This is a genomic window from Micromonospora sp. DT228, assembly GCF_049841595.1.
GTDB lineage: Bacteria > Actinomycetota > Actinomycetes > Mycobacteriales > Micromonosporaceae > Micromonospora.
On record NZ_JBNCKO010000017.1, the window covers coordinates 1 to 25,187 of the forward strand.

Consider the following 25,187-nt stretch of genomic DNA (forward strand, 5'->3'; position numbering starts at 1 on the left):
CGGGTTGCCACCCGACCCGGTCGTGACCACCCGTGACCTGCCGGCCATGTGGAAACGCGCGGGCCTCGCCGCCCTCGCCATGGCGGCGGCGACCGTCGCCGCGTTCGTCGGAGGTTCCTCGTGAGCGCGCAGCGCCCCGAAATGGGTGACCGCTTCCGCCGCTTCCGCGACCGACTCACCAGCGCCGGCCCCGACCCGTCGGCCGCCGCCGGCACCGACCCATCCGCCGCCGGCAGCGACCGGTCGGGTGGTCCGGGGGTGCGGCGGGAAGCGGTGGGCGCGGACTCTCGGGCGGAGCTGACCTCGCCGCGGCGGGGGTCCGCCGGCCGGCGGGGCGGGCGACGCGGCGGCGAGGAGCTGCGGGTGCCGGAGGCCGAGTTCACGTCGTACTACGGGCGGCCCATCCTCAAGGCGCCGGTCTGGAAGTGGGACATCGCGGCGTACCTGTTCACCGGGGGGGTGGCCGCCGGCTCGTCGCTGCTCGCCGCGGGTGGGCAGCTCACCGGGCGGCCGGCGCTGCGTCGCGCCGGTCGGGTGACCGCGTTGGCCGCGGTCAGCGCCAGCGCCGTCTTCCTGATCAGGGACCTGGGCCGACCGGCGCGGTTCCACCACATGCTCCGGGTGGCCAAGCCGACCTCGCCGATGTCGATGGGCACCTGGATCCTCACCGCGTACGGGCCGGCGGCGGGTGTCGCCGCGATCGCCGAGGCCGCCGGCGTGCTGCCCCGGCACGGCCTGCTCGGGCTGGCCGGCCGCGCGTTGCCGCCCATCGGGCACGCCGCCGGGTTGCTCGCCGCCGGCACCGCGCCGGCGCTGGCCACGTACACCGGGGTCCTGCTCGCCGACACGGCGGTGCCGTCGTGGCACGAGGCGTACCCCGAGTTGCCGGTGATCTTCGCGGGCAGCGCGCTGGCCAGCGGCGCCGGCGTGGGTCTGCTCGCCGCGCCGCCGGCCCAGGCGGGGCCGGCCCGCCGGATGGCGGTGGCCGGCGCGGCCCTGGAGCTGTACGGCGCGCACCGGGTGGAGACCCGCCTCGGTCTGCTCAGCGAGCCCTACCGGCGGGGCCGGCCCGGTCGGCTGCTGCGCGCGAGTCGGCTGCTCACCGCCGGTGGGGTCGCCGGTGTGCTGCTCGGCCGGCGCAGCCGGGCGGTCAGCGCGCTGTCCGGCGCCGCGCTGCTGGCGGCGTCGGCGCTGACCCGGTTCGGCATCTTCTACGGCGGCGTCGCCTCCGCCCGCGACCCTCGGTACACGGTGGTGCCGCAGCGCGAGCGGGCCGACGCCCGACGAACCAGCATGGATCTTCCAGCTGATCGGGCGGCCCCGCCCACGGTGTGATCGAATGTCCGGTGGAGGCGTTCAGGCGGCTGGTGCCCCTCCCGGTCTTCAAAACCGGAGTGGTCCGGGACCCGGGCCAGGCGGGTTCGATTCCCGTCCGTCTCCGCCAAACCGCAGCAGGAGATGACGCGATGGGCGACGGGCCGGTGGACCCGCGACGCCGGGTGCCCCGCACCGACACGCTGCTCGCCGACCCGCTGCTGGCCGCGGCCAGCGCGACGCTGGGCCGCGACCAGGTCAAGGCGGTCGTCGTCCGCGCCCAGGAGCGGGCCCGCCGCGGCGAGATCAACCCCGACGAGGTACGCGACGCGGCGGTCGCCGCGTTGCCCGCGCCCGGCCCCCGCGCGGTGCTCAACGCCACGGGCGTCGTGCTGCACACCAACCTGGGCCGGGCGCCACTGTCGCCCGCCGCGGTCGCCGCGGTGGTGGCCGCCGCCGGGCACACCGACGTCGAGTTGGACCTGAGCACCGGCCGACGGGCCCGCCGTGGCCGCGACGCGCTCGACGCCCTGGCCGCTGCCGTGCCCGACGCCGGGGCCGTGCACGTGGTCAACAACGGCGCCGCCGCGCTGGTGCTGGCCGCCACCGCCCTGGCCGCCGGTCGGGAGATCGTGGTCAGCCGGGGTGAGTTCGTCGAGATCGGCGACGGCTTCCGCCTGTCCGACCTGCTGGAGAGCACCGGTGCTCGCCTGCGGGAGGTGGGCACCACCAATCGCACCACGCTCGCGGACTACGCCGCCGCGCTCGGCCCGCAGACCGGCTTCGTGCTCAAGGTGCACCCGTCGAACTTCCAGATCACCGGCTTCACCTCGGCGACCCCGGTGCGTCAACTGGCCACCCTCGGCGTGCCGGTGGTCGCCGACATCGGCTCCGGCCTGCTCACCGCGGATCCGCTGCTGCCCGACGAACCGGACGCGACGAGCACTCTGCGCGCCGGGGCGGCGCTTGTCACCGCCAGTGGCGACAAGCTGCTCGGCGGCCCGCAGGCGGGGTTGCTGCTCGGCGACGTCGCGGTTGTCGACCGGCTGCGCCGGCACCCGCTGGCCCGGGCGGTGCGGGTGGACAAGCTCACCCTGGCCGCGCTCGCCGCCACCCTGCACCGACCGGACACCCCCACCCGGACGGCGTTGCACGCCGATCCGGGCGCCCTGCGCGAGCGGGTGGAGCGGCTGCGCGACCGGCTCGGCGCGGACGGCCGTAAGGCGGAGGTGGTGCCGGCCGTCGCGGTGGTCGGCGGCGGCGGGGCCCCCGGTGTCGAGTTGGACTCGTGGGCGCTGAGCCTGCCCGAGCGCTACGCCGCTCCGCTGCGCACCGGTGACCAGCCGGTGCTCGGCCGGGTGGTGCGGGGCCGACTCCTGCTCGACCTGCGCTGTGTGCCCGCCGACGCCGACGAGGCGGTCCGCGTGGCCGTGCTGCGCGTGCCCGGGGACGACTGAGGGTGTTCGTCGTCGCGACCGCCGGACACGTCGACCACGGCAAGTCGACGCTGGTCCGGGCGCTGACCGGGATGGAGCCCGACAGGTGGGCCGAGGAACGCCGCCGGGGCATGACCATCGATCTGGGCTTCGCCTGGACGACGCTGCCCTCCGGCGCCACCATCGCCTTCGTCGACGTGCCCGGCCACGAGCGGTTCGTGCCGAACATGCTCGCCGGGGTCGGCCCGGTGCCGGCGGCGCTGATCGTGGTCGCCGCCGACGAGGGGTGGATGCCGCAGTCCGCCGAGCACCTGGCCGCGCTCGACGCGCTCGGCGTCGGGTACGGCCTGCTCGCGGTGACCCGCGCGGACCTGGCCGATCCGGGGCCGGCGACGGCCCAGGCCCGCGCTGAGATCGGCGCGACAAGTCTCGGCGCGGTGGAGGCGGTGGCGGTCAGCGGTCGCACCGGCGCCGGTCTGCCGGAGCTGCGGGCCGCCCTGGACCGGCTGACCGCCCGGCTGCCGGCGCCCACGGTGGACGACCCGGTGCGGCTCTGGGTCGACCGCAGCTTCACCGTGCGGGGCAGCGGCACCGTCGTCACCGGCACCCTCGGCGCCGGTCGGCTGCGGGTGGGTGACGTGCTGGAGTTGGCCGGTGCCGACGAGCCGGTCCGGGTCCGTGGCCTGCACTCTCTCGGCGAGGCCCGACCGCAGGCCGCCGCGGTGGCCCGGGTCGCGGTCAACCTGCGCGGTACGCCCCGCGACCGGCTCGGCCGCGGCGACGCGCTGCTCACCCCGGGCCGGTTCCAGCACACCGACCTCGTCGACGTCCGGCTCGCCGGCGACGCGGCCGCCGACCTGCCGGCCACGCTCACCCTGCACGTCGGGTCGGCGGCGGTGCCGGTCCGGGTCCGACCGCTCGGTGTGGACACCGTGCGGCTGCGCCTGTCGCGCCCGCTGCCACTGCTGGTGGGCGACCGGGCGCTGCTGCGCGACCCGGGCCGGCACCACGTCGCCGGCGGGGTACGGGTGCTGGACGTGGCGCCGCCGCCGCTGGCCCGCCGTGGTGCCGCGGCCGCCCGCGCGCAGGTTCTCGCCGGGATGGACGGTCGACCCGACCTGGCCGGTGAGCTGCGCCGCCGGCGGCTGGTCCGGGCCGGCGCGTTGATCCGGATGGGCGTGCCGGTGCACGCCGCGCCGGTGGCCGGTGACTGGCTGGCCGACCCCGAGCACTGGCGGCGCCTCGGCGACCAGGTGACCGAGGAGGTCGCCCGCCACGCGCGGGAGCACCCGTTGGAGCCGGGGATGCCGGTGGACGCGCTGCGCCAGCGCCTCGCCCTGCCCGACCGGGTGCTTGTCGAGGCGCTGGTCCGGCCGCCGTTGCGGATGCACGCCGGGCGGGTCGGCGCGGCGGGCGCCGACGCGTTGCCCGAGCCGGTGGCCCGAGCCGTGCGGCGGGTCCGCGACGAGTACGGCGACCGGCCGTTTCGCGCCCCCGAGGCGGACCGTCTCGTCGACCTCGGCCTGGGTCCCCGGGAGATCGGAGCGGCGGTGCGGGCCGGCGCCCTGCTGCGGTTGGCCGACAACGTGGTGCTGCTGCCCGACGCGCTCGACGACGCGGTCCGGGTGTTGGCCGGGCTGCCGCAGCCGTTCACGCTCTCCGCGGCCCGGCAGGCGTTGGACACCACCCGCCGGGTGGCGGTGCCCCTGCTGGAGTTGCTGGACCGTCGCGGTGCGACCCGACGACTGCCCGACGACGCCCGGATCGTCGTCACCTGAGCCCGCGACACTCCGCCCTGGTCTGGAGTCCAGGTCGGACATGTCGAGGACGAAGCGGGTAGCGGACGTCGCTTCGCTTGAGGCGGTCGAGTGCCGTGGCCACCCGCGCCGGCCGGGGCTGACAGGACCGTCCCGGGGTGCGACGGTAGAGCGATGGTCGAGCTGATCCCGACCCGGTCGCGGCGCGCCGGCGGCCGATGGCGCGAGGCCCTCCCGGTGGCGCTGCGCTGGGGGCTGCCGGTGCTCTGGGTGCTGTGGGCATCCCTGGCCTGGTGGGTGGAGCCCCGCGAGTCGACGCAGGCCCAGCTCGACCGGGATCTCGCGGCCGGCCGGGTGGTGACCTTCCAACGGGCAAACGGCTGGGTCGACGACGACGCCTACTGGGGCAGCCGTCCGCGGCCTCAGTACGCGGTGAACGGCTGGATGCTCGCCTGGACCGTGCCCAGCGGCCAGACCCGGTACGCGTACGTCGACCCGCCCGCCCCGGAGTCGTCAGGCGTCGAGCCGGACCCGTCGCCGAATGCGGGGTGGGACGCGCGGCTCGCCGCCGTCGCCGATCCGTGGCACGGGGTGGGCGCCGCCGCACACCGGATCACCGACGCCGCCGCCGTGCTCGCCGGCGTGTTGACCGTGCTGTGGCTGACCAGGCTCGTCGACGGCACGCCACCACGAGCCGGCACCCGATGGTTCTGGTTCTGGATCGGGCTGCTGCCGTTCGGGCTGGGAGTGCTGGCCTGGTCGTACCGGGAAGTGTGGAGACCGCCGGCAGCGCCGGCCTCCGACCGTGGCTCGGGCTGGCGTGGCCTCGGTTGGCTGATCCTCGCCGGGATCGGGATCGCCATGCTGGTGTCCATCGCCCAACGGCTGCTCGGCACGACGGTGGTGCCGGGCTAACCGGCCCCCGGGTCGGCGGCGGTCACCTACGGTGACGCAATGGACCCTTCGGCGGTCTGGCGGGACCGGCAGCACCGGTGGCGGATCGAGGCGTACCGCGCGCCCGATCTGCGGTTCGCCATCTACGCCACCAGCGGGCCCACCGAATCGGTGCCGCTCTGGCTGTTCGGCATGTCGGCGCTGGCCCGCTGGTTGATGACCCACGCCATCTCACTCGACGACCTGGAGGTCGACTGAGCGGTGGCGCGGGCGCAAACCGGACCCGGGACCGGCTCCGCTGCGGTTGAGTGACCTGAGGCGGCGGACGGGGGTGCGCGATGGGTAATCAGCTCGTGCAGGTGGCGCTGGTGGCCGTACTGGTGCTTGTCAACGCCGCGCTCTCCGGCAGCGAGATGGCGTTGGTGACGCTGCGCGAGGGGCAGTTGCGGCGCCTGGGGCGACGGTCGCGCGCCGGGGACCGGTTGGTGCAGTTGTCCCGCGACCCCAACCGCTACCTGGCCACCATCCAGCTCGGCATCACCCTCGCCGGGTTCCTCGCCTCGGCGGCGGCCGCGGTGTCGCTGTCCGAGCCGCTCGTCGGTCCGTTGGGCTTCCTCGGTGGCGTGGCCCGCCCCGCTGCGGTGCTGCTGGTGACCGTGCTGCTGACGTTCGTCACGCTGGTGCTCGGCGAGTTGGCGCCCAAACGACTGGCGATGCAGCGGGCGGAGCGCTGGGCGTTGCTCAGCGCCGGCCCGCTGGACCTGCTGGCCCGGGTGTCCCGGCCAGCGGTGTGGCTGCTCAGCCGGGCCACCGACACGGTGGTACGGCTGGCCGGCGGTGACCCGCGGGCCAACCGCGCCGAGATGACCGAGGAGGAGCTGCGGGAGATGCTGGCCAGCCAGCGCGGCCTGTCGGCCCAGCAGCGGGAGATCCTGACCGGTGCGTTCGACATCGCCGGTCGGACGTTGCGGGAGATCCTGGTGGCCCGTCGGGAGGTGATGACGCTGCCGGCCAGCCTGACCGCCGACGAGGGGGTCCGCCGGCTCGCCGCCGCCGGACGGTCCCGCGCCCCGGTCACCGGCCCCGGTGGCCTGGACGAGCTGCTCGGGGTGGTGCACATCCGTGACCTGGTGCAGGCCGGCACGGCGTCGGTGGGGGATCGGGTGCGCTCGCCGGTGCTGCTGCCGGTGACCCTGCCGGTCGCCGACGCGTTGCGTCAGCTCCGTCAGGAACATCAGCAACTGGCCCTGGCGGTCGACGAGCACGGCGGCATCGACGGCCTGGTCACCATGGAGGATCTGCTGGCCGAGGTGGTCGGCGAGTTGTACGACGAGACCGACCGGGACGTGCGCGGGGTGATCCGGGAGGAGGACGGCGCCCTGCTGGTGCCCGGTGACTTCCCCCTGCACGACCTGCCCGACCTGGGGGTGCGGTTGCGCTTTCCGTTGTCCCGCGACTACACCACGGTGGCCGGGTTGGTGCTGGCCCGGCTGCGGCACCTGCCCGGCCAGCCGGGGGAGATGGTGCGGCTGCCCGGGCTGACCCTGGAGGTGGTGGAGGTCGCCGACCGGGCGGTACGCCGGGTGCGGTTGCGCGGGTTCACGGCCGACAGGTGACCGGGTCGCCCGGACGGGGGACAAGAGCGCCGAAAACGCTCACGGCGGACGCGGGGCTGCCTACGGTGCGATTCGTGAAGGACCGAGGTTTGCGTACGTTCGTCACGGTGCTGGCCGGCCTCGCGGTGATCTATTTCGGCAGCGCCGGCCGCAGCCCCGAGGAGGGCCGCGGGATCTCCGGTGGGGTGGTGGTCCTGGCGTTGCTCGCCGCGCTGCTGGTGTGGCACCTGACCCGGCCGGGGGACAAGACGGTGAAGTGAGCGGGTCAGCGGGCGGCGACCCGGGTGACCTCGCCGGCGGACTCCTCGCCGAGCGCCACCCGCACCAGCGCCGAGGCGAGCCGGCCGAAGTCCGGTTCGTCGACCAGGCCGGCCAACCCGTCCGGGGAGCCCGGCAGGCCCAGCCGCTTCGCCCCGGCGAGGGCCCGACGGTCGGCGTACGGGCGCAGGTCGGACCAGACCGTCTGCGCTTCGCGCAGGTAGATGTCCGCGCCGGTGGGTCCGATGCCGGGAAACTCGGTGAGGCGTCGCCGGAGCCCGGCGGGGTCACCCGGGGCCTCGCGGTGTAGTCGGCGCAGGTCGCCGTGCCAGCGGTCCAGGCACAGGCGGGCGCCGGTGCCGAGCATGGTGGCGGTCCGCTCGTCGTAGCGGCGGTAGTGACCCCGGCCCAGCGCGTCGACGCGTTCCTGCCAGCTGGCCGCCTCCATGGCCTGCGGTGTGCGGTAGCCCGCGGCGAACAGCTCCCGCGCGGCGTCCACCGCCAGGCACGCCCGGATCCGGGTGCTCAGCAGGGTGGTCAGCACCAGCAGTTGGTAGAGCGGGCGGGGACGGTCGGCGAGCTGGATGCCGGCCTCCTCCGCGTAGGTGCGGCCCCGCCGGTCCAGCAGGACCCGCACCACCGTTCGATCGTTGCCCACACCGATCGGGTACCCGATCGGCGTCCCGCTAGGCCTTGCGCCGGCGACCGCTGTCGGAATGCCGCCGGAGCGGGCGGGTATGCCGACGGTGGAAGGCGGTCGATGCCGCCCGCCGTACCCGGAGGGAGACACCTGTGGTCAACCCGCAGCAGGAAGAGTTCCGGCGCAACGCCAGGGGCGCCACCAGCCAGGACAGCAAGGGGCCCACGCCGACCGGGCACCCGCGCAACCGTGGCTCGTCGCGCGGGGACGAGGGCCGGCCGGTGCCCAAAGGGCAGGTGTCGCCGTACGGCCCGGCCGGTGAACCGGTGGCCGAGGACGACAGCGACACCCGGTAACTAACGACTGCGCCCGGACGGCCGCCGCAACCTGTTCCAGGTCGCGGCGGCCGTCAGCCCGTAGGCGAGGTGCGGGATGATGTCGGAGATCCAGTCGGAGCGCCGCCAGGTGCGCGGATCACTGATCCCGAGCACGGTGATCGACCCGTCGGTCATGGTCATCACCGCGGCGCCGAGCAGGCCGGTGGCCACCGGTAGTGGTTGCCGTCGACCGCCGGCGTAGAGCGCGAACGCGACGCCCGCGGCGATGCCCAGCCCGTAGCCGATCAGGGGCCCGAGGCCCGAGCGGCGGTTCGCCGCCCGGCCGTCGGACCCCAGGCTGACGTGCGCGATCCCGGCCAGCCGGTCGACGGTCTCCTGCGGGACGTCGCTCTCCGGCCGTCCCCGCAGGGCCATGTCCAGGTAGCTGACCACGTTCAGCGCGGTGCTGCCGACGGCACCAGCGATGGCACCGTCGGCAAGGTCGACCCTTCTCACTTCGGGTCGCCCGGTTCGCGCTCGCTCTTGGGGCCGTACGCGCGGTCGCCGCGTACCACGCCCCGCTGGCCGCGATCCTCCTGGAGGATCCGGTTGGCGACCTGGTTGGCCTTGCCGTCGGGCACCCGACGTCCGGAGTCGTCGATCGCGTTGCGCAACCGCGCCCGCTGCTTGTCGTAGGCGTTACTGCCCGGCCGTGGTCCTGGCATCTGGTGCCTCCTTCGTCGGTCTGGGCATCTGCTGTCGCCCTCGTCGCCGTCGGCGTACCGCGGCCGTCTACCCGTCTGGCGGCCGGTGAACCTCAGGTCCTAGCGGGGGCCGTGCACCACGGCGACCGGGCACCGCGCGTGGTGCAGCATCGACTGGCTCACCGACCCCAGCAGCAACCCGGTCACCTCGCCGCGCCCCTGCCCGCCCACCACCGCCAGTTGCGCGGAGCCGGACGCCTCGGCCAGCACGGCGCCGGTCCGGCCGTGGATCGCCCGGCAGGTCAACCGCAGCTTTCGGTGCTGCTCGGTCAGGCCGGTCAGCCACTCGGCGAGCATCCGTTCCTGTTCGCCGTGCAGCTTGCCCTCGTCGTACACCAGGGGTTGCATGTCGCCGGGGCCGCTGCTGCCGGGGTGCCGGTAGGCGTGCACCGCCAGCAGCGGCACGCCACGCGACACGGCGGTCTCGGCCGCGAAGTCGGCCGCCAGCCGGGAGGCCGGCGAGCCGTCCACCGCGACAAGCACCGGCTCGTCGGGTCGTTGCGCGCCGCGGGCCACCAGCACCGGGCAGTCGGCGTACGCGGCGACCTGCACCGCGACCGAGCCGACCACGAGCGCCGAGAAACCACCGAGCCCCCGGTCGCCGAGCACGATGAGCGCGGCGGTGGGGGACTCGCCGACCAGCACCGCGGCGGCCTCACCGTCGATGATCTCACCGGAGATCGACAGCTCCGCTACGGTCGCCTCGGCCTCGGCCACCGCGGCCTGGACCAGCTCCTCGGCCCGGTGCCGCAGCCCGCCGCCGGGTGGCGCGCCCGGGGCGGGGGCGATCGGCACGTGCAGCAGCGGCCAGACGAACCCGTGCACGATCCGCAGTGGCCGGTGCCGGCGCGCCGCCTCGGTGGCGGCGAGGCGTACGGCGCGCAGGGCCGGCTGTGAGCCGTCCACGCCGACCACCACCGCCGCGCTGTTCGCCGAGTTCACCGCCCACCTCCCGCTCGGGGCCAGTATCGCGGGCGGGACCGTCCCCGCGCCGCGATACCGCTGAGCGCGCCGAGGTCGGTACGCTGACGGCGACCGGTCCGGAGGGGGGATTGTCGATGGGTGCACCGGACCAGCCGAGCACCGGCCGCATGATCGACTATTGGCTCGGTGGGGAGCACCACTTCCCGGTCGACGTGGCTGCTGCGAGCGCGTTCGAGCAGGCGTACGGGCCGTGCGCTCCGGTGTTCCGGGAGCTGCGGGCGTTCCTGGGGCGGGCGGTGCGGGCCATGGCCGACCGGGGCGTGGACGGTTTCCTGGTGTTCGGCGCCGGGGTGCCGACGATGGGCAACGTGCACGAGGTCGCCGTCGACGCGACGGTGCTCTACACCGACGTCGACCCGGTGACCATCCGGTTGGGGCAGAGCATCCTCGCCGGCAGCGACCGGGCCGGCTACGGCTTCGGTGACGCGACCGACATCGGCACGATCGACCCGGCGCAGCTGCACCGCTTCGTGCCGGGCTGGGGCCGCCGGCCGGTCGGGGTGGTCTTCCTCGGGCTGGCGGCGTTCCTCGACGACGCCACGCTGACCCACACCCTCGACGAGCTGTACGCCGGCGCGGCGCCGGGCAGCCTGCTCGTGGTGGACTTCGACACCGAGGAGCTGGCGGGTCACCCGCAGGCGCTGGCGATGATGGGGCCACAGTTCCGGATGCGCCCACCGGCGGCGTTCGGGCCGCTGCTGGGCCGCTGGGCGCCGACGGCGGACGGGATCGTGCCGGTCGCGCGGTGGCGGCCGGTGGGTCCGCCCGCCCCGGTGCCCGACGCGTTCCACGGCGTGCTCGCGACCCGGGGCGACGACTGACCGCAGCGGTTCGCCGTCCGGGGGTGGTCCGTATGATGCTTGCCCTACCGCAAGCTTCTGGAGAGGACGAGCATGGTGGACCCGCCGGAGGTGGTGTCGCGCGCGCTGCGCGAGGCCCCGCCCGACCAGTTGGCCGAGGCGGCGGACCAGGCGATCAGGTCGACGCTGGGCGCGCTGCGCACCGACGTCTTCGTCGCCGACTATCGGATCAGCGGGCTCTGGCCGGTCCTGGACCCGGACCTGCCGGCGGCCGGGTTCCTGGCCTGCCACACCATGGCGCAGCGGTGTTTCAGCAGCCAGCAACCGGTACGCGACGACGCCGGCGAGGGATCCTGCCGGCTCTACCTGCCGTTGACGCTGTGGGGGGAGCGGCTGGGCGTGCTGTTGATCGAGCTGCCGGCCGTACCGAATCCGACAGTGACCGGCCAGGCGACCGACATCGCCGACGCTCTCGCGGTGGCGATGCGTGCGGCGGATCGGGGGACCGACAGGTACCGGCGGGCCCGTCGCCGGGAGCGACTCACGATGGCCGCCGAGATGCAGTGGGATCTGCTGCCCGGTCGCAGCGTGGCGCACCACGCGTTCGAGTTGGCCGGGCAACTGGAGCCGGCGTACACCGTGGGTGGGGACCACTTCGACTGGTCGCTGGACGGCGACCAACTGACCCTGACCGTGCTCAACGGCGAGGGCAACGGGCTGGCCGCGTCGATGCTGACCGCCGTCACGGTCAACGCGATGCGCAACGCCCGTCGCTCCGGTGGCGGCCTGGTGGAGCAGGCCGAACTGGCCTCGGACACGGTCTTCTACCAGCACCGGGGCCGCCGCTACGTGGCCACCCTGCTGCTCGACGTCGACACCCGCACCGGTCGGGTCCGGGCGGTCGACGCGGGGTCCCCGCACCTGCTGCGGATGCGCGGGGCGACTGTGGAGCGGATGAAGCTGGATCAGCAGTTGCCGTTGGGGATGTTCGCGGAGACCCGCTACGAGGTGCAGGAGTTGCACCTCGAGCCGGGTGACCGCCTGTTCGTGGTCAGCGACGGGGTGTGGGCCGCCGAGCCGCCGGGCCAGGAGCCGTACGGGGATCGGGTGATGGCGCGTTCGCTGCGCGCCACGCGGTTGCAGCCGGCGGCCGAGGCGGTTGGTACGGTGATGCGCGAACTGCACGCCTACCACGCGGACTCCGACCTACGCGACGACGCCGTCGTGGTGTGTCTGGACTGGCACGGTCCGCGCGAGCGGGGCAGCAGGTGAGGGTCGCCGCCGTTGCGTCTGGCGGGCAGCAGCGCGACGACGGCGGGGGACATCGGGTGGAGCGACCTGGGGATCTCGCCGCGGCGATCGCCGCGGCCGCCGGGACACTGATCGCCGTGCTCGACTCGTCCGCGTCGGGGCATCAGGTGCCGCCCACCCAGTTGCGGGTGTTGGCGCTGATCACCAGCCGTTCGGAAACCAACGTCAACGGGTTGGCGGAGCTGCTGGACGTGGTGCCGTCGTCGGCGAGCCGCCTCTGTGACCGGCTGGAGGCGACCGGGTTGTTGCGCCGGGTGCCCGATCCCCGCGACCGGCGTGAGGTGCGGCTGGTGCCCACCCCGGCGGCGCTGACGCTGTTGGGGGACCTGGCCGAGCGGCGGCGGCGGGCGGTGCAGGCGGTGCTGGATCGGATGCCGGCGCGCACGCAGCACGATCTGTTGCTGGCGCTTGTCGCGTTCGGTCGGGCGGCGACTCAGGCGGTGCCCGAGCAGCAGACCGATCCGGCGGCACAGACGGCCTGAGTCGCCGCTCCCACTAGTATCCTAGGACGCTCTACGCGTGGTGATCCACGCCACAGTGCGACAACACCGCACCGAACGACCCGCGACGGCGCCGGGCAAGCGGACGCAGGCCCGATATAGTGACAGCGCACTTACCCGGCCCGTGATCTTCGAGATCGCGGGCCGGATCAGGGAAAGAGGCCCCACCCGGGGCCGCAGGGGGAGCCGGCGCGGGCCGGCCCGACAGCGCGTACGACCCTCCGCCGCGCCCGACGTCGGCCGAGGGTCCGTGCCGTGGAGGAGGATCGGTGTCGCGTCCGGCTCGGGCAGAGCAACCGCGGGACACCGGTGAACAGGCCCCCGGCAACCAGGTGCTCACCCTGCCCAACCTGATCAGCTTCGTGCGGCTGCTGGGCGTGCCCCTCTTCCTCTACCTGTTCCTGGTCGAGCGGGCCGACGTGGCGGCGATCGTCGTCCTGGCCATCGGCGGCACCACGGACTGGGTCGACGGCTGGATGGCGCGCCGTCTGCACCAGGTGAGTCGGCTGGGGGAGTTGCTCGACCCGTTCGCCGACCGGCTCTACATCCTCGCCACCCTGGTCGCCTTCACCGCGCGGGAGGTGGTGCCGTGGCAGTTCACCGCGGCGCTGCTGGCCCGTGAGCTGCTGCTGCTCGGCTCGCTGGCGGTGCTCCGCCGCTACGGGTACGGGCCGCCGCCGGTGCACTACGTCGGTAAGACCGCCACGTTCCTGCTGTTGGCGGCGTTCCCGGTGCTGCTGTTGGCCACCGAGTGGAGTGCGGCGGCGACGGCGACGGCCGCGATCGGCTGGGCGTTGGCGTGGTGGGGGCTGGTGCTCTACTGGGTGGCCGGCGGGATGTACGTGGTGCAGGCGGCGCGGCTGGTGCGCGCGGCACGTGGGCCGGGGGCGGCGGCAGCATGAGCGCGCCGCAGCCGGGGAAGCCCCGCCCGGATCGGGTGTACGCGCCGGACTTCCTGACCGAGTTGTTTCGCAACCCGCTCGATCCGGGGTACGCGGATGCGGCGGCGGCGCGACGGCGCTCGGCGTCCACCGGGTCGGCCCGGGGGTGGCGGGCCTGGCCGGCGCGGTCGGTCAGTCTGGTCGTGGTGGTGCTGCTCGGTTTCCTGTTCGCTGTCGCGTACCGGCAGACGATGGCGGACGAGCCGGGGCGGGCCCAGGCTCGTTCCGGTCTGGTGGCGCAGATCAAGGAGCGGGAGGGTCAGACCGACCGGTTGTCCATCCGCGCGGATCAGCTGCGCGAGGAGGTCAGTCGGCAGCGGGACGCGGCGTTGAGCGGGTCGGCCGCGGCACGGCTGCGGGACCTGGAGGCGAGCACCGGCCTGGGTCGGGTGCGCGGCGACGGTGTGGTGGTGCGGTTGGCGGACGGGCCGGAGAACGCGGACGCGGTGACGGGTGCCGGTGCGGGGCCGTCGCGGGTGTTGTACAGCGATCTGCAGGGTGTGGCGAACGCGTTGTGGAGTGCCGGCGCGGAGGCGGTCGCCATCAATGGGCAGCGGTTGACCTCGACGTCGACGATCCGTACGGCGGGTGACGCGATCCTTGTGGACTTCCGGCCGGTGATGGGGCCGTACGAGGTGTCGGCGGTCGGGCCGGGTTCGCTGCGGCGCAAGTTCGAGAACAGCCGCAACGCGGACGTGATGCGGGAGGTCGCGCAGAAGACCGGGTTGTCGTTCGGTGTGCGGGAGGCCGATGACCTCACCCTGCCGGCGGCTCCGGAGCCGCAGCTACGCTACGCGAAGCCGTCGGTCAGTCCGAGCCCTTCCGCGTCGGGTGTCCGGTCCGGCAGTCCTGGGTCGTCCGGTCCGACGACGACCGTTAGCCCCTCCGGAGGTGGCCGATGATCGCGGTGCTGGCGTTGCTTGCCGGTGTGGTGCTGGGTGTGTGGCTTGATCCCACGGTGCCGGCGGCGTTGCAGCCGTACCTGCCGATCGCGGTGGTGGCCGCGTTGGACGCGGTGTTCGGTGGGGTGCGGGCCCGGTTGGACCGCATCTTCGACGACAAGCAGTTCGTGGTGTCGTTCATCTCGAACGTGTTGGTCGCTGGTCTGATCGTGTATCTGGGTGACCAGCTCGGGGTGGGCGGGCAGTTGTCCACGGGTGTGGTCGTCGTGTTGGGTGTCCGCATCTTCGGCAACGTGGCGGCGATCCGTCGGCACCTGTTCCGGGCGTAGGTTGACAGCGATGAGTGATGAGCAGAGCGACACGGGGACCGGGTGGCCGCAGCCGGGTGGGCCGACGCGCCCGGGTGGGCCGGCGGGTGAGCCGGATCCTCGTCCGGACGCGCCGGATCCGGACGAGTTGAGCCCGTTGGCGCCGCAGGAGCCGGCGGCGCCGCAGGAGCGGCCGGACGATGAGCCCGCGGTGGAGGGGGTCGACGACGGCGCGACGGTGGACCTGAACGCGGTGTCGCGGTCGGGGGAGCCGGTGGCGGTGTCGCGGTCCGGAGGGCCGGAGCCGGTGTCGGACGGGTTGGCCGAGCCGGCCGGGGAGCCGGTGGCGGCGCGACCGGTGGCGGCGGGTCGGTTCCGGTGGAGTACGGCCGGTGTGATGATCGTGGCGTTGTTGGTGCTGCTGGGTTTCACGTTGGTCGTGCAGTTGAAGACGACGTCGACGGATCCGACGTTGGGGGCGACGCGCCAGGAGGACCTGGTGCGGATCCTGTCGGATCTGGATGCGCGGGAGAGTCGTCTGCAGCAGGATATTCGGGCTCTGGAGGACAGTCAGCGGCAGTTGGCCTCGGGTGAGCAGGGTCGTCAGGCGGCGTTGGACGAGGCGACGCGGCGGGCGAACGAGTTGGGCATCCTGGCGGGTACGTTGCCGGCGGTGGGGCCGGGGTTGACTGTGCAGTTCGACTCCGGTGTCAAGCCGATCACGGCGACGCGGGTGCTGGACGCGGTGCAGGAGTTGCGGGGTGCGGGCGCGGAGGCGATGCAGATCGCCGGTGGTGACCGGGCGACGGTGCGGATCATCGCGTCGACGTACTTCCTCGATGGGGACAACGGGTCGTTGATGGTGGAGGGGCGTCGGTTGACGGGGCCGTACACGATCACGGTGATCGGTGATCCGGCGACGATGCGTACGGCGTTGAACATTCCTGGTGGGGTGGTGGCGTCGGTCCGAGGTGTCGGCGGTAACGTGACGTTTGGGGAGCGTGAGGTTGCCGAGGTTTCGGCGCTGCACGCGCCGATCAAGTTGGAACACGCCCGTCCGGTCTCCTGACCGGCGCGGCCGCGCCGGGCCCGGGTGGCTCGGGGCACCGATGGATGAAGGACGCGTCTGGTGATTCCTGAGGATCTGCGATACACCGCCGAGCATGAGTGGGTGGCGGGTGACGGCACGGCTTCGATCCGGGTCGGCATCACGCACTTCGCGCAGGACGCGCTGGGTGACATCGTGTACGTGCAGTTGCCCGAGGCGGGTGCGGTGGTCGCGGCCGGTGACTCGTTGGGTGAGATCGAGTCGACCAAGAGTGTGTCGGAGATCTACGCGCCGGTCGCCGGTACGGTGGTGGCGTCCAACGAGGCGTTGGGTGACACACCGGAGCTGATCAACACTGATCCGTACGGTGCGGGTTGGTTGGTGGAGATCACGCCGAACGATCCGACGGCGACGGATGGGTTGCTGACGGCGGCCGCTTATCAGAAGATCACCGAAGGCTGAGTGTGCGTGATCCGGTGCGTGGGCTGTGTGCGCGCGTCCGGTTGCCCTGCATTTCGGCGCTGGCTAGGCTCGCCAAGTCGACCGAGAACCCAAATAGTTGAGCGTTGCGGAATTGCCTTCCCGGGCACGGGGAGCCAGCCGCCGGGTGTACAAGTGCCCGGCGGCCAGACCCGCCATTACCCGACGCCGACCGAACAGATCCGTGAGGTGGTCCCATGACGCGGCCAGACGACGAGTTCCCCCCGCTCGACGTCACTTCGACGCTCAATCTCGGTTCGCTCGACGAAGTGCTGGAAGGGCCGGACACCGATGTGGTGCCGAGCCGGATGTCCGGCTCGTTGCCACCGGGTATGGCGTTGCTGGTGGTTCGTCGAGGCCCGAATGCGGGTGCCCGGTTCCTGTTGGACCACGATGTGACGACGAGTGGCCGGCATCCGGACAGTGACATCTTCCTCGACGACGTGACGGTGTCGCGTCGGCACGCGGAGTTCCACCGTGATGGTGGGACGTTCACGGTGCGGGACGTGGGTAGCCTGAATGGCACGTACGTGAATCGTGAGCGGGTTGAGGCGGCCACGTTGAGCAATGGTGACGAGGTTCAGATCGGTAAGTTCCGGGTGGTGTTCATCGCCGGTCCGCGCCCGGAGGAGGAGGCCGGCCGGGGGTGAACGAGCCTGCTGCCTCCATGTCACCCGGAGCGGCTCGGTCTGAGCCGCTGATGAGCATCGGTGAGGTGCTTGGGCAGTTGCGGGTGGATTTCCCGGACACCACGATTTCGAAGCTGCGGTTTCTTGAGGCTGAGGGTCTGGTCGAGCCGCAGCGGACGGCTGCGGGTTACCGGAAGTACAGCTGGGACGATGTGGCGCGGTTGCGGTTCGTGTTGACCGCGCAGCGGGACAAGTACCTGCCGTTGCGGGTGATCCGTGAGCAGTTGGCGCAGTGGGATTCGTCTGGTGAGCAGCCGGGGCGGTCGCGGCCTGCGTTGGTGGCGGTTGGTCCTGATGGTGCGGTGCCGGGTCGTGAGTCGGTGGAGCCGGCCGAGTCGTCGCAGGTGCGGCTCGGCCGGGCGGATCTGGTGGCGCGCAGTGGGATCGACGAGTCGACGTTGGTGGAGTTGGAGCGGCTCGGTGTGCTGGTGTCGGATCCGCCGGGTTGGTATGACTCGGATGCGTTGATCATCGCTTCGGCGGTGGCGGGGTTGGCGTCGTACGGGTTGGAGCCGCGGCATCTGCGGGGTTACCGGACGGCGGCGGACCGTGAGGTTGGTTTGTTCGCGCAGTTGGTGGCGCCGTTGGCGCGGCAGAGTGATCCGGCGGCGCGGGCTCGGGCGGCGGAGACGGCGCGTGAGTTGGTGGCGTTGTCGGAGCAGCTGCACGCGGCGTTGGTGCGGGTGGGTTTGCGCTCGACGTTGGGTCGGTGAGGGTGCCCGGTGGGTGGTGGCTGAGCGGAAAGATCTCTTCCGGGAAGCGTGCCGTAGGCTTGCCGGGGTAACCCCTTTCTGGCGCGGGCGTGGTGCGGTAGCGCACGGGACGACCGTGTCGCGGTCCGTGTACCGTGCAGGGAAGGGCGCGGTGCGGCGTAGGTGACAACGACACGGAGGCGGCGGTGCGCGAGCTGAGCGTGGTCGGAGTTCGGGTGGAGTTGCCTAGCAACCAGCCGATCGTCCTGCTCAGGGAGGTCGAGGGGGACCGCTATCTGCCGATCTGGATCGGCGCGGTCGAGGCCACGGCTATCGCTTATGAGCAGCAGGGGGTCAAGCCGGCTCGGCCGTTGACGCATGATCTTCTGCGGGACGTGTTGGCGGCGTTGAAGGCGCCCTTGCAGGCGGTGGAGATCACGGAGCTCAAGGAGAACGTGTTCTACGCGGATCTGTTGATCGGTGATGGGGTGCGGGTGTCGGCGCGGCCGAGCGATTCGATCGCGTTGGCGTTGCGTGTCGGTGCGCCGATTCGTTGTGCTGAGCAGGTCCTCAGCGAGGCGGGGATCGTCATTCCTGATGAGCAGGAGGACGAGGTGGAGAAGTTCCGGGAGTTCCTGGAGCAGGTGCGTCCGGAGGATTTCGCGGGCTGAGGTGGGCCGGGGGCTCTGCTCCCGGGTGTCGCTGGGGTGCTTCCCCGGTGCGGTTGGTGATCTTTCTCGGTGGCTGCGCGGCGTGTCGTGTCGGTTCCTCCGTGGTAACCCCTGAAGGTGGCTATAGGGTTGCCGTGTCGAGGGGTGCGCGTCGAAGGAAACGACGCGTCGCCACACTGACGGGGGAGGTTGTCCGGATGCACGAGCCGCAGGATCCCGATCCAGGTAGGGAGTTCGACGAGCCGGGTGCCTCGTCGCCAGGTGTGGCGGCTGAGGGTGACGGTTCGGTCGGCTACCGGGGTGTGACGGCCTGCCACGCGGTGGGCATCAGTTACCGGCAGTTGGATTACTGGGCGCGGACGGCGCTTGTGGTGCCGAGTGTGCGGGATGCTTCCGGTTCGGGGACGCAGCGGTTGTATTCGTTCCGGGACCTGGTGGTGTTGAAGGTCGTGAAGCGGTTGTTGGATGCGGGGGTGTCCCTGCAGAACATCCGTAAGGCGATCGAGGCGCTGCGGTCGCGTGGTGTGGAGGATCTGGCCGGGATCACGTTGATCTCCGATGGGACGACCGTGTATGAGTGTCGGTCCCCGGAGGAGGTGGTCGACCTGTTGCAGGGTGGCCAGGGTGTCTTCGGGATCGCGATCGGTGGGGCGTTCAAGGAGATCCAGGGGTCGTTGTCGCATCTGCCGGCGGAGCCGGCGACGAGCGCTCCGGTGGAGTCCGTGGTGGCGTCGGGGTCGGATCCGGTCGGTGACGAGTTGGCGGCGCGGCGGGCGCGGCGGCGGGCTGGCTGAGCGCGGAGCGTTCGGTTTTTTCGGTTGGTTTTTTCGCGACCGTCGGTGACGGCGGGTGGCGTCGGTGGGTGACTTCTCTCCACTGTGGACACACTGGGTGTCGTTCTCGTTGCCGACTGTGGAGATACTCGTCGGTAGTGGTGACGCTGCGTTTCGGGCCGTTGTCGGGAACGCGATAGGGGGGCAATGACCCCGGGCGATTGACACGCTATGGTCCGTCACGGTTATCGACCCTTCCCCCCCCGGAGGAACGACCGTGACGGTTACCGAAGAGGCTGCTCCGAAGTCGCACTACGACCGTATTGGTGGTGCCAGCTCGGTCAAGGCGGCTGTTGATCTGTTCTACGACAAGGTGTTGGCCGACCCGGCCGCTGCGGGCTATTTCGCCGATGTGGACATGGTGGGTCAGCGGCGGCACCTGACGTTGATGTTGACCACGGTGTTGGGTGGTCCGGACGAGTACACCGGTCGTGGGTTGGCCGAGGCGCACCAGCCGTTGGACATCCCGGTGGAGCACTACGTGAAGGTGGGCGGGTACCTCCTGGCGACGCTGACGGAGCTGGGTGTGCCGGCGGACATCCTGGCCGACGTGCAGACGGTGCTGGGTCAGGTGCAGGACCAGGTGGTGGCCTCCGGAGACCGGTCGGGCGCCTGAGCGTGGACGCGGCCCAACTCAAGCGGAGCTGGTCGGTGGTCGCCGAGCACGGCGATCAGGTGCCGCTCTATTTCTACTCGACGTTGTTTCTCGCTCATCCTGAGACGCGGCAGATGTTCCCGACGAACATGGCCGGGCAGCGGGACCGTCTGGTGACCGCGTTGGGGCACATTGTGTCCAACGTGGACCAGGTGGACCGGCTTGTGGGGTTCCTGCAGGATCTGGGCGCGGACCACCGTAAGTTCGCGGTCCGCGCGGAGCACTATCCGGCTGTCGGTGAGGCGCTGTTGGCGACGTTGCAGCATTTCCTCGCCGAGCAGTGGACCGACGAGTTGGCCGCGGACTGGGCGGCCGCGTACGGGTTGGTGGCTCAGGTGATGGTGGAGGCCGCGCAGGCTGCCGAGGCGGTGAACCCGCCGTGGTGGGTGGCGGAGATCGTGGCGCACGAGCGGCGGGCGTTCGACGTGGCGGTGTTGACGGTGCGTCCGCAGTATCTGCTGCCGTTCACCCCGGGTCAGTCGATCGGGGTGTCGCATCCGTCGGTGCGTTCGTGGCGGTACTACTCGCCGGCGAACGCGCCGCGCGCGGACGGCACCCTGGAGTTGCATGTGCGGGCCGCGCCGGGTGGCGCGGTGTCGTCGCGGTTGGTCTACGGGTCGGCGGTGGGGGATCGGATCCACCTGGCGGCGCCGGTCGGGGAGCGGCTGGGGTTGTGGTCGGCGGGTTCCAGTGACCTGTTGCTGCTGGTCGCCGGGACCGGGTGGGCGCCGGTGAAGGCGCTCGTGGAGCAGGTGGCGGCGGAGGGTTCGCGTCGGCGGGTGGATCTGTACGTGGCGGCCCGTTCCCGCAGTGAGCTCTACGACAGCGATGCGATCGACAAGTTGGCGTCGTCGTATCCGTGGTTGACGGTGACCTATGTGGTGGGCGCCGATGTGAACCGGCCCGGGGAGTTCGTGCACGCGGTGGATCGGGCGTTGGCCGACGGTGACTGGCGTTCCCGGCACGTGTTCGTGTGTGGGTCGGACGAGATGGTGTCGTACGCGGTGCGGGCGTTGCTGCAGGCGGGTTTCCACGCGGGTCAGGTGCACCACGAGGGCCTGGGTGAGCAGTGGTACGGCCCGGCGTGGCGTACGGCGGTGCAGCAGTCGCCGGTCGGTGACGTTTCGGGAGGTGGGCACAGGTGAGCGCGACCCCGATCAGCCGGTACGACGGGATGCAGGTTTCCGGCGCGGTGCAGGTGCGGATGACCGCCGACCGGGTTCGGCGGTGGCAGTTCGGGGCGGCGTCGTTCGCGCGGCGTGGCTACGACAACGCCGACGTGGACCGGTTCCGGATGCAGATCGCCGACGAGTTGGACGTGTTGGCGACGCAGATCGCGACGTTGCGGGCGGAGAACGAGCGGCTGACCGACCGGGTGGAGTTGCACCGGCACGGGGTGATTCCGAGCACGGGGGCGGCGGGGAAGGTCCCGGCGGCGCGGGAGGTGAATCTGCTGTCCGCGGCGCAGCGGGAGGCGGAGCAGATCATCGCGCAGGCGCATGACTACGCGCGGCGGGTCGCCGAGTACGCCCGGGTGCAGTATGAGAGTTACCTGCACGCGGCGGAGGCGGAGGCGAAGCAGGAGGCGGAGCGGGCCGTGGCGGAGTACCGCAGCGCGGCGGGGTCGAGCTTCGACGACACGGTGGCGACCCGGGAGGCGTTGCGGATCTTCGGGGAGATGATGGTGTCGCACCTGCAGGCGGCGGCGCGGCATCTCGATGACGGCAGTGAGCAGTTGGCCCGGACGATGGATCGGATCGCGGCGGAGACGCCGGGGGCGCCGTTCGTCGGCGGTGTGGTGGGTCAGTCGGCGTTGCCGCGCCACCAGCAGCGGTGAGCGGCCCGGGTGGGGTGCGACCCCCTGCCCGGGTGCTCAGCTGAGGCGTTGGGAGAGTTAGCCCGGATTCGGCCGAGGTGACGTTGGGGTTGTTGGCTGCACGAGGAAGGCTTGGTCCAAGGCTTCGGTGCACGGTGCACGGTGCTTGAGCTGGCCTCGGCTCCGTCGTCCACGTCCGCCAGCCCGCCGAGAATGCCGCGGCAAAGCCCACTGTGGGTTGGCCGAATCCATTATCCGGCGCCTCGCGGCCAACTCCCGGTACGACAGCTTCGACCACAGGCCCAGAGCCTGCAGGGCTGCGACAGACTCTCCGACGTTCATGAATGGATTAGGTTCCGGCGTCCGCAACGCAGAGCCTCCCTCGGTGCGAAGGCGCTTTGATTCGGGGGAACCGACATTCTTCAGTCAGCCGCGCATTCACCCGTCGAGATATCGGACCTTTCGCCTCGTTGTGATCGCCGTCACTGAGCCTGTGCAGGTGGCCGGTAGCTGTCGAGGCCACCTGTGCGGAACTGTTCCGCACAGTTCAGACCCTTGTTTGTCGAAGCGACCGCTGGCCAGGATTACGGTCAGATCGAGGTAATAGTCCCTCGATCAGTTCCGCACCAGAGGAGGAGCACATGCAGAAGCTGAAGCGGCGGGCGCTCGCGGCGGGCACCGCCATCGCGCTCGGCGTTGCCTCGGGGGCAGCACCGGCCAGCGCCTCGACGAACCAGGCACCGAACTTCACACCGTCGAACGCCTCCATCGGCACCACGGAATTCTGCTTCGGTTGGAGTCCCTGGGCCAACGGTGACGGGGGCGCCACCGTGACGAAGTCCATCCCTCTGCGGGACTTTCCGAGCCAGCGCTGTGACAACGTGAGCAGCTACCTCTTGGTGGGCCAGCGACTCGGCGGCAGGTGCAAGTTCCAGAACTCGGCGGGAAACTGGTGGTACTACGTGAGCGTCGGAGGGGCGGCGCCGTACGGCTGGATCTACGGCGGGAACATTTCGGGTGAGCACACGATCACCATGAGGTGTAAAGAGCTGCCGTGAGTCGAACGATTCGGTGAGCTGGCGAGGATCCGTTCGAGGTCTGTCCAGTTCTGCGGGGCAGACCCCGAACGGCGTGGTGGACATGCACCTGGCGCGACGACAACCGCGACACCAGTCGCACTCGACCGCCGCCGAGATGACCCCGGCCCGATGAACCGTTGGCCCAGCCGGGGGTTTGCCGATCGCCCATAGCCGACGCGAGGAGGATGGGCACGTGGGGCTGGTGACGATCGGGGTGTTCGCCCGGGCGGCGAGGCTGACGCCGAAGGCGCTGCGCCTGTACGAGCAGGTGGGGCTCCTGCTGCCGGCCGCTGTCGATCCCGAGTCCGGGTATCGGCTCTACGATCCGGAGCAGTTGCCGGTGGCGCGGTTGGTCGCCCAGCTACGGCGTATCGGTATGCCGCTGGCGGCGATCCGCGTCGTGTGTGCCCTGCAGCCCGCGGCGGCGGCGGAGGTGGTCGCCGCGTACTGGCGGGAGGTCAGCGTCGACACCGCGGCCCGTGCCCGGCTCGCCACGGTCCTCGTGGAGAATCTCCTGGAAGGGGACGTCACCGTGTCTCGATCGAATCCCGACCTTGCCGTTCGCTGTGCCGCCGGGTGTGCCACCGGGGCGGGGCGCGACAGCAACGAGGACGCCGCGTACGCCAGTGAGCGGCTGTTCGCCGTCGCCGACGGTATGCGGGGGCCTGGTGGGGCTGCCGCCAGTGCCGCCGCCATCGCCGCCCTCCTGCCGTTGGCGCTCGCCGACGCCCCGGCGGTGGACCTGCTGACGATGCTGGCCGGTGCGGTCACCGACGTCGACCGCACCGTGTGGGCGTTGGCCACCGACGAGCACCAGCCGGTCACCACGTTGACCGCGTTGTTGCGCAGCGGCTCCCGGTTGGCTCTGGTGCACGTCGGTGACACCCGGGCGTACCTGTTGCGCGGCGGGGAGTTGTCGCTGCTGACGCAGGATCACACCTGGGTGCGGACCCAGGTGGATCAGGGTCGTCTCGACTCCGGCGAGGCCGCCGCGCATCCGCAGCGGGCGGTGCTGGTGCGCGCGCTGGGTGGGGGCCGGCAGGTCGAGGCTGATCTGGCGCTGCGGACCGCGTTGCCCGGTGACCGGTACCTGCTGTGCTCCGATGGGCTGTGGGCGGTCGTGGAGCGTGCCGATCTGCACGCGACGCTGGGTGCCGGCGGCGGTCCCGAGGACACGGTGGGTGCGCTGATCGACCTGGCGCAGGCGCGCGGTGGGCCGGACAACATCGCCTGCGTCGTCGCCGACGCCGTCGCGGTGTAGTCCAGCCCCCCACCCCCACCCCACCCGAGGGGTTGATCATGAGGTTGTTGTCACGACACGCCGCGACGGCCGACGACAACTCCATGATCAACGGGGTGGGGCGGGGGCCGAACCCCCGGGCTGGTCGGGGTTCGGCGCTGGGCGACTGGTTGAGGCAGCATTGAGGGGTGACGGACAGTTTCGAGGCGGTGCGCGCGCTGGTGGCCGATGGTGGGGTGGTGGTGCTCAGCGGGGCGGGCCTGTCCACCGAGTCGGGCATCCCCGATTACCGGGGGCCCAGTGGGGTGGCGCGGCGGCACACCCCGATGACCTACCAGGCGTTCACCACCGATCCCCTGGCCCGGCGGCGGTACTGGGCGCGCAGCCACCTGGGGTGGCGGTTGATCGCGGGCGCGGCGCCGAACGCCGGGCACCGGGCGGTGGCGGGGTTGCAACACGCCGGTCTGGTCGAGACGGTGATCACCCAGAACGTCGACGGTCTGCACGGTGCGGCCGGCAGCACGTCGGTGATCGAGTTGCATGGTCGCCTGGACGAGGTGATCTGCCTGGACTGCGGCAACCTGACCTCCCGGGAGGAGCTGGACCGGCGGTTGCGCGAGGCCAACCCGAACTTCGTGGCCCGCGTCGCCGCGGTCAACCCGGACGGTGATGTGGATCTCCCCGACGAGCAGGTGGCGGCGTTCCGGACGGTGGATTGTGCGATCTGCGGCACCGGGATGCTGAAACCGGACGTGGTGTTCTTCGGGGAGACGGTGCCGCCGCAGCGGGTGGCGCGGTGTTTCGCGGCCGTGGAGCGGGCCCGGTCGGTGCTGGTGCTCGGGTCGTCGTTGACGGTGATGTCGGGGCGCCGGTTCGTGATCCGCGCGGCGAAACGGGGCATTCCGGTGGCGATCGTGAACCAGGGGCCGACCCGTGGTGACGACCACGCCACCGTCCGCGTCGACGCGCCCCTGGGCGCGGTGTTGCCGCGGTTGGCCGCGCGGGTGGATGGGGACGCACCGGTCGGGGTGTGACCGCACCGGCCCGGGGGTAGGACATCTGCCTGTAACACCGTCGCTGGTAGCGTTGACCATGCCGGTAACACCCACGTGGGAGAGACCGCCCGACAGCACGCAGGGCGGCGCCGAAGGGGCAAATCCTCCCCGGAACCTCTCAGGCAAAAGGACCTCGTGGGCAGGCACTGTGGAGCGCCCCCGTGTGGGGTGCGACAGAGGGGGAGGC

General features: G+C 72.0%; 30 protein-coding genes, 1 tRNA gene, 1 pseudogene and 1 riboswitch. Of the genes and pseudogenes, 28 read left to right on the forward strand and 4 right to left on the reverse strand.

Annotation, left to right across the window (positions count from 1 at the left end; translation table 11 throughout):
• The 9 genes and pseudogenes from ACLQ29_RS27450 to ACLQ29_RS27490 form a co-directional block, all read left to right on the forward strand.
• A pseudogene (locus ACLQ29_RS27450) lies at positions 1-124 on the forward strand (4Fe-4S dicluster domain-containing protein); the annotation flags it as partial.
• Positions 121-1,335 carry an NrfD/PsrC family molybdoenzyme membrane anchor subunit gene (gene nrfD / locus ACLQ29_RS27455; protein ID WP_425774329.1) on the forward strand — a complete coding sequence of 405 codons (1,215 nt, stop codon included), beginning with the start codon at positions 121-123 and terminating at the stop codon, positions 1,333-1,335. The pseudogene ACLQ29_RS27450 and the gene nrfD, both read left to right, overlap by 4 nt.
• A 13-nt stretch (positions 1,336-1,348) precedes the next feature.
• Positions 1,349-1,444 (forward strand) — tRNA-Sec (locus tag ACLQ29_RS27460).
• A gap of 22 nt (positions 1,445-1,466) precedes the next feature.
• The gene (gene selA / locus ACLQ29_RS27465) at positions 1,467-2,771 is read left to right on the forward strand and encodes an L-seryl-tRNA(Sec) selenium transferase (protein WP_425774330.1); all 1,305 of its coding nucleotides are present in this window, start codon (positions 1,467-1,469) and stop codon (positions 2,769-2,771) included.
• Positions 2,772-2,773: 2 nt separating this feature from the next.
• Positions 2,774-4,528, forward strand: coding sequence for a selenocysteine-specific translation elongation factor (selB, locus tag ACLQ29_RS27470; protein ID WP_425774331.1), 1,755 nt, complete (start codon positions 2,774-2,776; stop codon positions 4,526-4,528).
• A 153-nt stretch (positions 4,529-4,681) separates the two neighbouring features.
• Complete coding sequence (locus ACLQ29_RS27475) at positions 4,682-5,422, forward strand: hypothetical protein (RefSeq protein WP_425774332.1); 741 nt, start codon at positions 4,682-4,684, stop codon at positions 5,420-5,422.
• 39 nt (positions 5,423-5,461) lie between these two features.
• Entirely contained in the window at positions 5,462-5,659 is a 198-nt protein-coding gene (locus ACLQ29_RS27480; RefSeq protein ID WP_110566850.1) for a hypothetical protein, read from the forward strand.
• A gap of 80 nt (positions 5,660-5,739) precedes the next feature.
• Entirely contained in the window at positions 5,740-7,017 is a 1,278-nt protein-coding gene (locus tag ACLQ29_RS27485) for a hemolysin family protein (protein ID WP_425774333.1), read from the forward strand.
• 74 nt (positions 7,018-7,091) lie between these two features.
• The gene (locus ACLQ29_RS27490) at positions 7,092-7,277 is read left to right on the forward strand and encodes a hypothetical protein (protein WP_036410487.1); all 186 of its coding nucleotides are present in this window, start codon (positions 7,092-7,094) and stop codon (positions 7,275-7,277) included.
• A gap of 5 nt (positions 7,278-7,282) precedes the next feature.
• On the opposite strand, the gene ACLQ29_RS27495 is transcribed toward ACLQ29_RS27490, so the two are convergent.
• Positions 7,283-7,933 carry a hypothetical protein gene (locus ACLQ29_RS27495; RefSeq protein ID WP_425774334.1) on the reverse strand — a complete coding sequence of 217 codons (651 nt, stop codon included), beginning with the start codon at positions 7,931-7,933 and terminating at the stop codon, positions 7,283-7,285.
• Positions 7,934-8,067: 134 nt separating this feature from the next.
• Between ACLQ29_RS27495 and ACLQ29_RS27500 the strand changes: the two genes are divergently transcribed.
• Positions 8,068-8,271 (forward strand): hypothetical protein, encoded by a 204-nt coding sequence (locus ACLQ29_RS27500; RefSeq protein ID WP_425774335.1) that lies wholly within the window; start codon positions 8,068-8,070, stop codon positions 8,269-8,271.
• Here the strand turns inward: ACLQ29_RS27500 and ACLQ29_RS27505 are convergent, their stop codons facing one another.
• The 3 genes from ACLQ29_RS27505 to ACLQ29_RS27515 all read right to left on the reverse strand — a co-directional run bounded on the left by ACLQ29_RS27505 (position 8,272) and on the right by ACLQ29_RS27515 (position 9,938).
• Complete coding sequence (locus ACLQ29_RS27505) at positions 8,272-8,748, reverse strand: hypothetical protein (RefSeq protein WP_425774336.1); 477 nt, start codon at positions 8,746-8,748, stop codon at positions 8,272-8,274. It lies immediately after the preceding gene.
• A complete protein-coding gene (locus ACLQ29_RS27510) occupies positions 8,745-8,957 on the reverse strand; it encodes a hypothetical protein (RefSeq protein ID WP_030327717.1) in 213 nt (70 codons plus the stop codon). The genes ACLQ29_RS27505 and ACLQ29_RS27510 overlap by 4 nt, the downstream gene beginning before the upstream one ends.
• Positions 8,958-9,056: 99 nt before the next feature.
• Positions 9,057-9,938 (reverse strand): universal stress protein, encoded by an 882-nt coding sequence (locus ACLQ29_RS27515; RefSeq protein ID WP_425774337.1) that lies wholly within the window; start codon positions 9,936-9,938, stop codon positions 9,057-9,059.
• A gap of 116 nt (positions 9,939-10,054) precedes the next feature.
• On the opposite strand from ACLQ29_RS27515, the gene ACLQ29_RS27520 reads away from it, so the two are divergent.
• The 18 genes from ACLQ29_RS27520 to ACLQ29_RS27605 all read left to right on the forward strand — a co-directional run bounded on the left by ACLQ29_RS27520 (position 10,055) and on the right by ACLQ29_RS27605 (position 24,979).
• Positions 10,055-10,801, forward strand: a complete 747-nt coding sequence (locus tag ACLQ29_RS27520; protein WP_425774338.1) for an SAM-dependent methyltransferase — start codon at positions 10,055-10,057, stop codon at positions 10,799-10,801.
• A gap of 72 nt (positions 10,802-10,873) precedes the next feature.
• On the forward strand, positions 10,874-12,052 hold the full coding sequence (locus tag ACLQ29_RS27525) for a PP2C family protein-serine/threonine phosphatase (protein ID WP_425774339.1): 1,179 nt from the start codon (positions 10,874-10,876) through the stop codon (positions 12,050-12,052).
• 56 nt (positions 12,053-12,108) lie between these two features.
• A complete protein-coding gene (locus tag ACLQ29_RS27530; RefSeq protein ID WP_425774340.1) occupies positions 12,109-12,573 on the forward strand; it encodes a MarR family winged helix-turn-helix transcriptional regulator in 465 nt (154 codons plus the stop codon).
• Between the two features lie 287 nt (positions 12,574-12,860).
• The gene (locus tag ACLQ29_RS27535; RefSeq protein ID WP_425774341.1) at positions 12,861-13,493 is read left to right on the forward strand and encodes a CDP-alcohol phosphatidyltransferase family protein; all 633 of its coding nucleotides are present in this window, start codon (positions 12,861-12,863) and stop codon (positions 13,491-13,493) included.
• Positions 13,490-14,434, forward strand: coding sequence for a DUF881 domain-containing protein (locus tag ACLQ29_RS27540; protein WP_425774342.1), 945 nt, complete (start codon positions 13,490-13,492; stop codon positions 14,432-14,434). The genes ACLQ29_RS27535 and ACLQ29_RS27540 overlap by 4 nt, the downstream gene beginning before the upstream one ends.
• Positions 14,431-14,763, forward strand: a complete 333-nt coding sequence (locus tag ACLQ29_RS27545) for a small basic family protein (protein WP_030327710.1) — start codon at positions 14,431-14,433, stop codon at positions 14,761-14,763. Before ACLQ29_RS27540 ends, ACLQ29_RS27545 begins: the two co-directional genes overlap by 4 nt.
• Before the next feature lie 10 nt (positions 14,764-14,773).
• Positions 14,774-15,811 carry a DUF881 domain-containing protein gene (locus ACLQ29_RS27550; protein ID WP_425774343.1) on the forward strand — a complete coding sequence of 346 codons (1,038 nt, stop codon included), beginning with the start codon at positions 14,774-14,776 and terminating at the stop codon, positions 15,809-15,811.
• A gap of 60 nt (positions 15,812-15,871) precedes the next feature.
• Complete coding sequence (gene gcvH / locus ACLQ29_RS27555; protein WP_393374815.1) at positions 15,872-16,252, forward strand: glycine cleavage system protein GcvH; 381 nt, start codon at positions 15,872-15,874, stop codon at positions 16,250-16,252.
• A gap of 215 nt (positions 16,253-16,467) precedes the next feature.
• Entirely contained in the window at positions 16,468-16,920 is a 453-nt protein-coding gene (odhI, locus tag ACLQ29_RS27560; protein WP_007071101.1) for an oxoglutarate dehydrogenase inhibitor Odhl, read from the forward strand.
• A 50-nt stretch (positions 16,921-16,970) separates the two neighbouring features.
• Complete coding sequence (locus ACLQ29_RS27565; RefSeq protein ID WP_425774344.1) at positions 16,971-17,672, forward strand: MerR family transcriptional regulator; 702 nt, start codon at positions 16,971-16,973, stop codon at positions 17,670-17,672.
• Positions 17,673-17,857: 185 nt separating this feature from the next.
• Complete coding sequence (locus ACLQ29_RS27570) at positions 17,858-18,322, forward strand: bifunctional nuclease family protein (protein ID WP_030327706.1); 465 nt, start codon at positions 17,858-17,860, stop codon at positions 18,320-18,322.
• Positions 18,323-18,519: 197 nt separating this feature from the next.
• The gene (locus ACLQ29_RS27575; protein WP_393374811.1) at positions 18,520-19,116 is read left to right on the forward strand and encodes a MerR family transcriptional regulator; all 597 of its coding nucleotides are present in this window, start codon (positions 18,520-18,522) and stop codon (positions 19,114-19,116) included.
• Positions 19,117-19,372: 256 nt separating this feature from the next.
• On the forward strand, positions 19,373-19,771 hold the full coding sequence (locus ACLQ29_RS27580) for a group I truncated hemoglobin (protein WP_425774345.1): 399 nt from the start codon (positions 19,373-19,375) through the stop codon (positions 19,769-19,771).
• 2 nt (positions 19,772-19,773) lie between these two features.
• On the forward strand, positions 19,774-20,955 hold the full coding sequence (locus tag ACLQ29_RS27585; RefSeq protein WP_425774346.1) for a globin domain-containing protein: 1,182 nt from the start codon (positions 19,774-19,776) through the stop codon (positions 20,953-20,955).
• Positions 20,952-21,647, forward strand: coding sequence for a DivIVA domain-containing protein (locus ACLQ29_RS27590; RefSeq protein WP_425774347.1), 696 nt, complete (start codon positions 20,952-20,954; stop codon positions 21,645-21,647). Before ACLQ29_RS27585 ends, ACLQ29_RS27590 begins: the two co-directional genes overlap by 4 nt.
• A gap of 620 nt (positions 21,648-22,267) precedes the next feature.
• Entirely contained in the window at positions 22,268-22,684 is a 417-nt protein-coding gene (locus ACLQ29_RS27595; RefSeq protein ID WP_425774348.1) for a hypothetical protein, read from the forward strand.
• A gap of 214 nt (positions 22,685-22,898) precedes the next feature.
• Positions 22,899-23,966, forward strand: a complete 1,068-nt coding sequence (locus ACLQ29_RS27600; RefSeq protein WP_425774349.1) for a MerR family transcriptional regulator — start codon at positions 22,899-22,901, stop codon at positions 23,964-23,966.
• 167 nt (positions 23,967-24,133) lie between these two features.
• The gene (locus ACLQ29_RS27605; RefSeq protein ID WP_425774350.1) at positions 24,134-24,979 is read left to right on the forward strand and encodes an NAD-dependent protein deacetylase; all 846 of its coding nucleotides are present in this window, start codon (positions 24,134-24,136) and stop codon (positions 24,977-24,979) included.
• A gap of 66 nt (positions 24,980-25,045) precedes the next feature.
• A riboswitch (glycine riboswitch) is annotated at positions 25,046-25,144 on the forward strand.
• Positions 25,145-25,187: the final 43 nt, after the last annotated feature.

Excerpts from the sequence above, each read along its gene's own strand:
- ACLQ29_RS27550 (WP_425774343.1), top strand. The coding sequence starts at position 14,774 with ATGAGTGATGAGCAGAGCGACACGGGGACCGGGTGGCCGCAGCCGGGT.
- ACLQ29_RS27520 (WP_425774338.1), top strand. The coding sequence starts at position 10,055 with ATGGGTGCACCGGACCAGCCGAGCACCGGCCGCATGATCGACTATTGG.
- odhI (WP_007071101.1), top strand. The coding sequence starts at position 16,468 with ATGACGCGGCCAGACGACGAGTTCCCCCCGCTCGACGTCACTTCGACG.
- ACLQ29_RS27475 (WP_425774332.1), top strand. The coding sequence starts at position 4,682 with ATGGTCGAGCTGATCCCGACCCGGTCGCGGCGCGCCGGCGGCCGATGG.
- ACLQ29_RS27595 (WP_425774348.1), top strand. The coding sequence starts at position 22,268 with ATGCAGAAGCTGAAGCGGCGGGCGCTCGCGGCGGGCACCGCCATCGCG.
- ACLQ29_RS27565 (WP_425774344.1), top strand. The coding sequence starts at position 16,971 with ATGAGCATCGGTGAGGTGCTTGGGCAGTTGCGGGTGGATTTCCCGGAC.
- ACLQ29_RS27480 (WP_110566850.1), top strand. The coding sequence starts at position 5,462 with ATGGACCCTTCGGCGGTCTGGCGGGACCGGCAGCACCGGTGGCGGATC.
- ACLQ29_RS27540 (WP_425774342.1), top strand. The coding sequence starts at position 13,490 with ATGAGCGCGCCGCAGCCGGGGAAGCCCCGCCCGGATCGGGTGTACGCG.
- ACLQ29_RS27545 (WP_030327710.1), top strand. The coding sequence starts at position 14,431 with ATGATCGCGGTGCTGGCGTTGCTTGCCGGTGTGGTGCTGGGTGTGTGG.
- ACLQ29_RS27510 (WP_030327717.1), bottom strand. The coding sequence starts at position 8,957 with ATGCCAGGACCACGGCCGGGCAGTAACGCCTACGACAAGCAGCGGGCG.
- ACLQ29_RS27525 (WP_425774339.1), top strand. The coding sequence starts at position 10,874 with ATGGTGGACCCGCCGGAGGTGGTGTCGCGCGCGCTGCGCGAGGCCCCG.
- selA (WP_425774330.1), top strand. The coding sequence starts at position 1,467 with ATGGGCGACGGGCCGGTGGACCCGCGACGCCGGGTGCCCCGCACCGAC.
- ACLQ29_RS27485 (WP_425774333.1), top strand. The coding sequence starts at position 5,740 with ATGGGTAATCAGCTCGTGCAGGTGGCGCTGGTGGCCGTACTGGTGCTT.
- ACLQ29_RS27575 (WP_393374811.1), top strand. The coding sequence starts at position 18,520 with ATGCACGAGCCGCAGGATCCCGATCCAGGTAGGGAGTTCGACGAGCCG.